This window comes from Gordonia sp. i37, assembly GCF_002043085.1.
Lineage (GTDB): Bacteria > Actinomycetota > Actinomycetes > Mycobacteriales > Mycobacteriaceae > Gordonia > Gordonia polyisoprenivorans.
Genome location: NZ_MVPX01000412.1, coordinates 1 through 8,452, shown reverse-complemented (window position 1 = coordinate 8,452; position 8,452 = coordinate 1). Strand labels below are relative to the sequence as shown.

7 protein-coding genes and 1 pseudogene are annotated in these 8,452 nt (G+C 66.7%); 3 read left to right on the top strand and 5 right to left on the bottom strand.

What is annotated here, in order from left to right; translation table 11 throughout:
• Positions 1-368: pseudogene (locus B1964_RS20530) on the top strand (hypothetical protein); the annotation flags it as partial.
• A gap of 26 nt (positions 369-394) precedes the next feature.
• Here the strand turns inward: B1964_RS20530 and B1964_RS20525 are convergent.
• A complete protein-coding gene (locus B1964_RS20525) occupies positions 395-1,546 on the bottom strand; it encodes an FAD-binding oxidoreductase (RefSeq protein ID WP_079931091.1) in 1,152 nt (383 codons plus the stop codon).
• 205 nt (positions 1,547-1,751) lie between these two features.
• Between B1964_RS20525 and B1964_RS20520 the strand changes: the two genes are divergently transcribed.
• Positions 1,752-2,885 carry an amidohydrolase family protein gene (locus tag B1964_RS20520; protein WP_079931092.1) on the top strand — a complete coding sequence of 378 codons (1,134 nt, stop codon included), beginning with the start codon at positions 1,752-1,754 and terminating at the stop codon, positions 2,883-2,885.
• 39 nt (positions 2,886-2,924) lie between these two features.
• On the opposite strand, the gene B1964_RS20515 is transcribed toward B1964_RS20520, so the two are convergent.
• The 3 genes from B1964_RS20515 to B1964_RS20505 all read right to left on the bottom strand — a co-directional run bounded on the left by B1964_RS20515 (position 2,925) and on the right by B1964_RS20505 (position 6,071).
• Positions 2,925-4,424, bottom strand: coding sequence for an amino acid permease (locus B1964_RS20515; protein ID WP_079931090.1), 1,500 nt, complete (start codon positions 4,422-4,424; stop codon positions 2,925-2,927).
• A 275-nt stretch (positions 4,425-4,699) separates the two neighbouring features.
• Entirely contained in the window at positions 4,700-5,614 is a 915-nt protein-coding gene (locus tag B1964_RS20510) for a serine/threonine-protein kinase (RefSeq protein ID WP_079931089.1), read from the bottom strand.
• Between the two features lie 28 nt (positions 5,615-5,642).
• Positions 5,643-6,071, bottom strand: coding sequence for a nitroreductase family deazaflavin-dependent oxidoreductase (locus tag B1964_RS20505; RefSeq protein WP_079931088.1), 429 nt, complete (start codon positions 6,069-6,071; stop codon positions 5,643-5,645).
• Between the two features lie 125 nt (positions 6,072-6,196).
• Here B1964_RS20505 and B1964_RS20500 point away from each other — a divergent pair, with 125 nt between their 5' ends.
• The gene (locus tag B1964_RS20500) at positions 6,197-7,591 is read left to right on the top strand and encodes an FAD-linked oxidase C-terminal domain-containing protein (protein WP_079931087.1); all 1,395 of its coding nucleotides are present in this window, start codon (positions 6,197-6,199) and stop codon (positions 7,589-7,591) included.
• Between the two features lie 362 nt (positions 7,592-7,953).
• On the opposite strand, the gene B1964_RS20495 is transcribed toward B1964_RS20500, so the two are convergent.
• Positions 7,954-8,452: enoyl-CoA hydratase-related protein (locus B1964_RS20495; protein ID WP_172398912.1), on the bottom strand; the 499-nt coding region annotated here is incomplete at its 5' end.

Here is an 8,452-nt window from a genome sequence, read left to right as displayed (position 1 = left end):
TCATCGGCGGCGCCGCCGGGCTCGCCGCGTTGCTATGCGTGGTCGCACTGGTGGCGCTGTTCACCGGCAAGGACGACTCGGGCACGCCCGCCGCGGTCACCTCGACCGTCACGGTGCCCGGCCCGACCAGCGAGGTCACCGTCACCCGCACCGGCCAACCCGACACCCAGACGGTCGTCGACCAGCAGACCGTCACGAGTACCGTCACGCGGCCACCGGTCACCAGTACGGCCACCCAGACCGTCACCTCGACGGCAACGGCGACAGCGACGGCCACGGTCACCGAACAGGAGACCGTCACCTCGGTGGTGACGACGACCGTCACCGCGCCGCAACTGGGCCCCGGCAACCCGGGCGCGGGTGGGTAGCGGCCGCAGCAGCGTCGAGACGGGCCCTAGAACATCGGGTCGTGCTGGATGAGGCTGGCCCGCACCCCGGCGATGATCAGCCCGCGCCGAGTGTTCTCCACCATCATCGGTGAGCCGGTGATCAGGGTTTGCCGGTCGTCCCAGCTGCCCGCGGCGCCGACGACGTCGACGAGCCGACCGATGCGATGGTCGATGCCGAGCTCGGCGGGCCGGACCGGGTCGTCGAGCCACCACGGATCGGTCTGCTCCTCCGACACCGCGGTGATCGTGAGCCACGGATTGGTCGCCGCGATCTGACGCAACACCGGTAGGTCGTACAGCTCACCGGGATACCGCGCCCCGTAGTAGACGTGGGTGGGCGGAGAGGTCGCCAGCGCCGACATCTCGATGAGCAGTGCGCGCAAGGGCGCCAGGCCGGTGCCGCCGGCGACCATGAGTACCTCGCGGTCGCCGTCGATGTGTAGCGTGCCGTGCGACTGACCGAACGTCCACACGTCGCCGGGCTGGGTCTGACCGACGATCGTCGGACTGACCGTGCCACCGGGTACCGCGCGCACGTGGAACTCCAACTCGCCGTGCGGGTTGGGCGGAATCGCCGGGGAGAGGTTGCGCCACACCTTCGGCCACTGGGGGATCTGGGCCTCGAGGTATTGGCCCGTGTTGAATCGCAGTGGCGTGTCGGTGACGAGTCGTACCACCGCCAGACCGCGGCTGATGCGGAACTTCTCCACCACGCGGGCGGTCCAGGTCGCCGGCCCCGACGCGGTCTGCGCCGCTCCGCGCATCACACCGGTGACGAGCATCATCGCCTGCCCGACGGTCCGCTGGGCCTCGTCGTCCCACTGATCGCCGAGCGTGACCGCGAACTCACCCATCAACGCCCGGAAGATCGCCTGATAGTGCTCGGGCTGTACCCCGTACTTGCGGTGGTCGCGCCCGAGTTGCGCCAGGAACTCCACGAGTTCGGCCTGTCCGTCGGGGCTCGGGATGACGTCGAGAACGTGGTCGATGACGTGGTAAAACGCCTCGCGCTGCTGCGACATCATCGCGCCGAACAGTTCGCGCAGGTCGGGGTCGATGGCGAACAGGCGGGTGTAGATGTTGCGGGCGAAGCGGTCGGGATCGCGGGCGATCAGGTCGCGGAGTTGATGCAGCACATGGCGGGAATGACTCGCCATTGCGCACACCTCCCACCGATCACTGGTCACCGATCACCGGTCAACCGACAACATCTCCATTCTGCCCTGCGTCACCGACAGTTCGGTTCACCCGCAGGCCGTCGCCGTGGCGCAGCCGATCCGAGGATGGCGACGACCGGCAATTCTTTTCGTCCGTCGAACGCATGAGATGCGTCAACAACTATGGCAATCTCGAATGGTGACAATGTTGGCCGGAACGATATCGGGGATCGTCGACGCCCACGTCCAACAATGGAATCCGCGTCGGACACCGTGGTCGCGTAATCCCGTCGCGCGTGGATACCGATTTGTCCCCAAAGTGGGGGACAGGCTTTTCTCGGTCGCCGTTCCCCAAGCCGAGCGCGATTATGTGTTGACCCCGCACATCATCGGACGTGCGTACGAGCCGCGACACTACGGCGCCGACATCGCGCCGGTGGCGCAAGTGGTCGGGGTGGGTATCGAGTCCGTCGTGGTGTCCGAATCGTACTGGCGCCTCGGCGATGTCGAGGAGCCCGACGCGAGCCGGCAGGCCGTCGACGAGATCGACTACCTGCAGGGACTGCCATTCGGGGTCGGCGTGGCCCCGACGCTCGGTGCGGTGATGATGCGTGCCGACCCGCGGGCCGAGGGCTTCGAGGCGCGCCTGGACGCGCAACGCGCGCTCAGCGATCGGGTGCGCGGTATCCAGGTCACCGCGACGCGTCATCCGGACCCGAAGGTCCGATCGGCCGGGCCGGTCGACGGCATGCTCGCATCGGCCGACTTCCTCTCCGGCGTCGAGAAGGTCGCCGCCCGCGGGCTCGCCGTGGAGGTCTTCGTCTACTCCCATCAGCTCTACGACGTGATCACCCTCGCCCGCGAATTCCCGGACACCACCGTCATCGTCGACCATTTCGGTTGTCCTGTAGGCGCTTTCGGCCCCGTCGGGCTGCGCACCGGGACCACCGCGGCGGCCCGCGCCGACATCCTGCGCCTGTGGCGTGAGCGCATGACCTCGATTGCCGCCGAACGCAATGTGGTGGTCAAGCTTTCCGGGCTTGCCATGCCGGTTCTCGGCTACGGCCGTGAGCCGTGGGGCAACATCGGTGCCCGCGAGACCCTGACACAGATGGTCGGCCCGCTGGTCCGGCACGTCGTCGGTCACTTCGGTGCGAGCCGGGTCATGTTCGGCTCCAACTTCCCGATCGACAAACCGAATGCATCGATCGACACCGTCATCGCGAGCCTGACCGAGATCCTCGAACCCTGGGGAGACAACGTGCTGGGCAACGTTTTTCGTAACACCGCGCGTCGCGTGTACGGCATCACCGCGCCGCAACACACGCGCGCGGGGTGAGGCGTGCCGCTCCGGCACCCCTCACCCCGCGGCGATCCGTCAGTCCCGATCCTTCGCCTCGGTCTCGCCGGGGCCTTCGGGCACCGGTGGTTGCGGCATCACCGGGTACTCGCCGGTGTAGCCCTGGCGTTGTCGGGAGATCGCCAAGACCTTGCCGCGGCAGGCGAACCCCCCGCCGGTCAGCAGTGGGATACCGACGATGATGGCGATGAGATTCCAGTAGTTGTCCCAGCACATCAACACCACGACGGCCGCGAGGAACAGCAGCGTCAGGTAGCTGGTGTATGGCGTGCCCGGCAGCCGGAACGCCGGCCGCGTGAGAATGCCCTTCTGCTCCCATCGGTACAGCTGGATCTGACAGGCGACGATCATGCCCCAGGTCGAAATGATGCCCAGCGCCGAGAGATCCAGGGCGATGTTGAAGGCCTCGGCCGGGACGAACAGGTTGAGTACGACGCCGAGCAGGGTCAGCGCACCGGTCAGCGCGATGCCGCCGAAGGGCACGCCGTTGCGGTTCATCTTGGCCGTGAACGCCGGGCCGCTGCCGTTCATCGCCATCGACCGCAGGGTGCGGCCGGTGGAGTAGAGACCGGCGTTGAGGCTCGACAGTGCCGCGGTGAGCACGACGAGGTTCATGATGCCGCCGGCGGCGGGGACGCCGATCTTGGAGAAGAACGTGACGAACGGACTCTCGCCGGCCTTGTAGGTGGTGTAGGGCAGCAGCAATGCCAGCACCACCAGCGATCCCACGTAGAACACGGCGATGCGCACGATGACCGAGTTGATGGCGCGCGGCATGACCTTGGCCGGTTCGGCGGTCTCGCCGGCGGCGGTACCCACCAATTCGACTGCGGCGTAAGCGAAGATGACACCGGAGGTGACGATCACCAGTGAGAACATACCGGTCGGGAACATGCCACCGTTGTCGGAGATCACGCTGAATCCGGTGGCGGCGCCGTCGATGTCGAAGCGTCCGCCGAGGAAGATGATGCCGACGACGAGGAAGGTGACCAGTGCGGCGACCTTGATGATCGACGCCCAGAACTCCATCTCGCCGAACAGTTTCACCGAGATGATGTTCATCGCCATCACGATGCACAGGGCGACCAATGCGATCAGCCATTGGGGGATCGCTTCGAACATGCCCCAGTAGTGGACGTAGAGCGCGATCGCGGTGACGTCGACGATGGCGGTGGCCGCCCAGTTGAAGAAGTAGAGCCAGCCGGTGACGAAAGCTGTTTTCTCACCGAAGAACTCACGCGCGTAGGAGACGAATGACCCGGATGACGGGCGATGGAGCACCAACTCGCCGAGGGCGCGCAGGATGAAGAACACGAACACGCCGCAGACGGCGTAGGTGATGAACAGGCCCGGGCCTGCATCGTGGAGTCGGCTGCCGGCGCCCATGAACAGGCCGGTGCCGATCGCGCCGCCGATGGCGATCATCTGGATCTGCCGCGGCTTCAGACTCTTGTGATAGCCCTCGTCCTCATGGGTGAGAGCGGAATTGTCGTACGAGGTCGATGATTCGGCCGTCAATGGTTCCCCTAGGTGTGGGTCGACAGGTGGTGGGTCGACCGGCGTCGTCGGCCGCGAGCGGGTTGCACTGCGGCACATGTGTGATGGACGGGAACCCAAGTTAGGGAGCGGTTGTGACATGAATGGGAGATCCATGTAAACAGATTCGCGATTCGCCGACCCGGACATCGGACCAATGGGCACGAAAAGAACTGCCGCGAACGGGATGTGGGCCGGATGTCCGATTTAACATGACGGCCGAGTGTGGTCGGCGTCACTCCGACGAGGGGCGCCGATCAGCCCGGATATCCGCGCACGCGGCGCCGCCGTCGCGGATTGTGTGCCGGTACCGGCACGTCACGCAGGGCGCGGGAGATGATGTCGACGAACTCGGTGCACGTCTGGTAGCGCTCCTCGGGCTTCTTGGCGAGCGCCTTGGCGAACACCGAATTCAGCGCCGACGGAAGCCAATCGCGGCGCCGGGTGAGCTTCGGCGGCTCGTCACGCAGGTGGGCGTAGGTGATGGCGAACGGCGTGGACCGTGGGAACGGCGGCAGCCCGGTGAACAACTCCACCAGCGAGCACGCGAACGAATACACGTCGGTGGCCGGGGAGAGTTGTTGTGCCTGAAGTAATTCGGGGGCAGCGTAGGCGATGGACCCCTGGACCCGCCCGTTGCGGGCGAGGGGCCGGGTGTCGTCGAGGAGTCGCGCGATACCGAAGTCGCTGAGCACGGCGTCGGTGTCGTCGGAGGGGGACGTCAGCAGGATGTTCGCGGGTTTGACGTCCCGATGCAGGATCTCGCGGGAGTGTGCGTAGTCCAGGGCGTCGCCGATCTGCGCTGCCACGCGCAGTACCGCGGGCACCCGCGGCTGTTGATCCTCACGCGGGATCAGCGACATCGCCGACGGACCGGCCACGTACTGCATCGCCAGCCACAGCTGCGTCCGCGGCGGAGACGAATCGACGAGTACCTCACCGCGCGAGACCATGGCCACGATGTGCGGATGGTCGAGGAGCGACGCGATCGCGAACTCTCGCTCGAAGCGTTCTCGCGCCCGGCCGGTGTCGCCGTCGTCGGCGTGGAGAACCTTCAGCGCGAGCGACGTCGATTCGCCGGTGCGGTGCACCCGGTAGACGTCGGCGCTGCTGCCGTGACCCACGACGGCGTCGACCACGAAACCCGCGACAATCTCGCCAACCCCGAACATCTCGTCAGGATATCGGCTGGTGCCGAAATCACTTCTTGGGCGTCAGGCGAAAGATCGGGAAGACACGGCCCTCGGCGGTTTCGGTGTATTTCAGGAATTGCTCGGACGCCGAGACGAAACCCTGCCATGCCTGCTCACGCTGCGCCGGATCGAGTTCGGTGGCGGTCGCCGGATGCTTTTCGATCCCGGATTTCTCGCCGGCGTATTCGATGGTGATCTCCGGATTCCTGCGCAGATTGTGCACCCATGCCGGATCCTTCGGAGAGCCGGCCGCGCTGCCGACGATGAAGCGACCTCCGGCACCGTCGGGCAGCGACATCAGCGGCGTCACCCGCTGCGCTCCCGATTTGGCGCCGATGGAGTGGACGAGGACGAGGTTACGGCCGAAGCCCATGGTGGTGACGGTGCCGTCGTTGGCGTGGAACTCGTCGATGATGGTCTTGTTGAAGTCGGTCATCACTCCATAGTGCGTGAGGGCGACGGTGGAGTGTGGACGTTGGCCAAACGTTCACCGCAGGGGCGTGCCGGTGCGGGTCTCAGGAAGGGACACGGGCACCCGGCGGCCACGCCTACGCTGAACCCATGAGCAGTGTGCACACGAGTACCGAGACCGGCAGCGTGGACCTCGCCGATCTGCGCGCCGACCTCCCCGACCAGATGATCGTCACCGACCCCGACATCCTTGCCGGGTATCGGCAGGACAGAGCCTTCGACCCGACGGCCGGTACACCGCTCGCGCTCATCCGCCCCACGACCACCGAGCACGTCCAGACGGTGGTCCGCTGGTGTGCCGCTCATCGCGTCCCGATCATCACCCGAGGCGCGGGCACCAGCCTCTCGGGAGGTTCGACGGCCGTCGACGGCGCGGTGATGCTCTCGACCGAGAAGATGCGTGAGATGAGCATCGACACCGCCACCCGAACCGCGGTGGTGCAGCCGGGGCTGTTCAATGCCGAGGTCAAGGCCGCTGCCGCGGCACACGATCTCTGGTATCCGCCGGACCCGTCGTCATTCGAGATCTGCTCGATCGGCGGCAACGTGGCCACCAACGCCGGTGGACTGTGCTGCGTCAAGTACGGCGTCACCACCGACTACGTGCTCGGTATGCAGGTGGTGCTCGCCGACGGCCGCGCGATCCGCCTCGGCGGCAAGCAACTCAAGGATTCGGCCGGGTTGTCGCTGACCAAACTGTTCGTCGGCAGCGAGGGACTGCTCGGGATCATCACCGAGGTCACCCTGCGGCTGCTGCCACCGCAGGCGTCGGCGTGCACGGTGGTCGGCACCTTCTCGTCGGTGCATTCGGCGAGCGAGGCGGTTCTCGCGATCACTGCCAGGATTCGACCGGCGATGCTGGAGTTCATGGACAAGGTCTCGATCAACGCCGTCGAGGACATGCTGCGGATGGGCCTCGACCGGGACGCGGGTGCCCTGCTCGTCGCGCAGTCCGATGCGCCGGGACCGGCCGGAGTGGCCGAGGTCGAGATCATCCGTGAGGCCTTCGAGTCGTGTGGTGCGGCCGAGGTCTTCGACACCACCGACGCCGCCGAGGGGGAGGCGTTCACCGCCGCCCGACGCGCGGCCATCCCCGCGGTGGAGAAACTCGGTTCACTGCTGCTCGAAGACGTCGGGGTGCCGCTACCGGCACTACCCGCACTGATCGACGGGGTCGGCAGGATCGCGAACGACAACGCGGTGATGATCTCGGTGATCGCCCACGCCGGTGACGGCAATACCCATCCGCTCATCGTGTTCGATCCCGACGACGCCGACGAGCACGACCGCGCCCAGAAGGCGTTCGGCCAGGTGATGGACCTGGCGATCTCGTTGGGCGGCACGATCACCGGTGAGCACGGCGTCGGCCGACTGAAGAAGGGCTGGCTCCCCGATCAGGTCGGCCCAGACGTCATGGAGCTGACCGCCGCCATCAAGGCCACCCTCGATCCCGACGGCCTGCTGAATCCCGGTGTGATCCTCTGACTCGCCCACCCGGTGGCGACCCTTCTCCTGCTGGTGGCCGCCACCCGGTGGCGACCGCTTCTCCCGCTGGTTGTGCTTCTACCCGCCGGCGATCCTTCTCCCGCTGGTCGAGGTGTGAGGAGCGATAGCGACGAGCCTCGAGACCTCTTGTGCCGGTGCTGGTTCCGTGTCAGCGTTGTCGTGTCGCGGGGTCTCGAGGCCCTTGCTCTGGCGGGCTCGGGCGCCTCGACCATCGGAGGGGTGGTGCCCACTTGGTGGCGATGCTTTTTCCCGCTGGTCGAGGTGTGAGGAGCGATAGCGACGAGCCTCGAGACCCGTTGAGACACAATGCCTTCCGCGCCACAACCCTGCGCCGGCGACCGCTACCGCCCCGTCCACCGCGGCGGACGCTTGCTGACGAACGCACTGATCCCCTCGATGGTGTCTTGACTGATCAGCAGCGAGTCGAGGACCGAGGAGGTCGCCTCGATCGCCTCGACCGGATCGTCGATGGCCTCGGCGTCGGCCATTGCCTGCAACGATGCCCGGACCGACGTCGGCGAGCCGGCCAGGATCTCCTGTGCCACTTGACGTGCGGCGACGAGTACCTGGCCGTGGTCGGCGATGCGGCTGACCAGACCGATGCGGTAGGCCTCGGCGGTGTCGATGCGGCGGCCGGTGAGGATCATGTCGCGGGCCAGTGCCGGGCCGATCGCGCGCGGTAGCCGAACGAGTCCGCCCGCGGCAGCGGCCAGGCCCACCTTCACCTCGGGCAGACCGAAACTCGCCTTCTCGTCGGCGACGATGATGTGGCACGCCAGAGCGATCTCGAGACCACCACCGAGGGCCACGCCGTTGACGGCGGCGATCACCGGCTTTGGG

Bases quoted from the DNA above. Each gene is read 5' to 3' on its own strand.
- B1964_RS20525 (WP_079931091.1), bottom strand. From the start codon at position 1,546: ATGGCGAGTCATTCCCGCCATGTGCTGCATCAACTCCGCGACCTGATC.
- B1964_RS20520 (WP_079931092.1), top strand. From the start codon at position 1,752: ATGTTGGCCGGAACGATATCGGGGATCGTCGACGCCCACGTCCAACAA.
- B1964_RS20510 (WP_079931089.1), bottom strand. From the start codon at position 5,614: ATGTTCGGGGTTGGCGAGATTGTCGCGGGTTTCGTGGTCGACGCCGTC.
- B1964_RS20505 (WP_079931088.1), bottom strand. From the start codon at position 6,071: ATGACCGACTTCAACAAGACCATCATCGACGAGTTCCACGCCAACGAC.
- B1964_RS20500 (WP_079931087.1), top strand. From the start codon at position 6,197: ATGAGCAGTGTGCACACGAGTACCGAGACCGGCAGCGTGGACCTCGCC.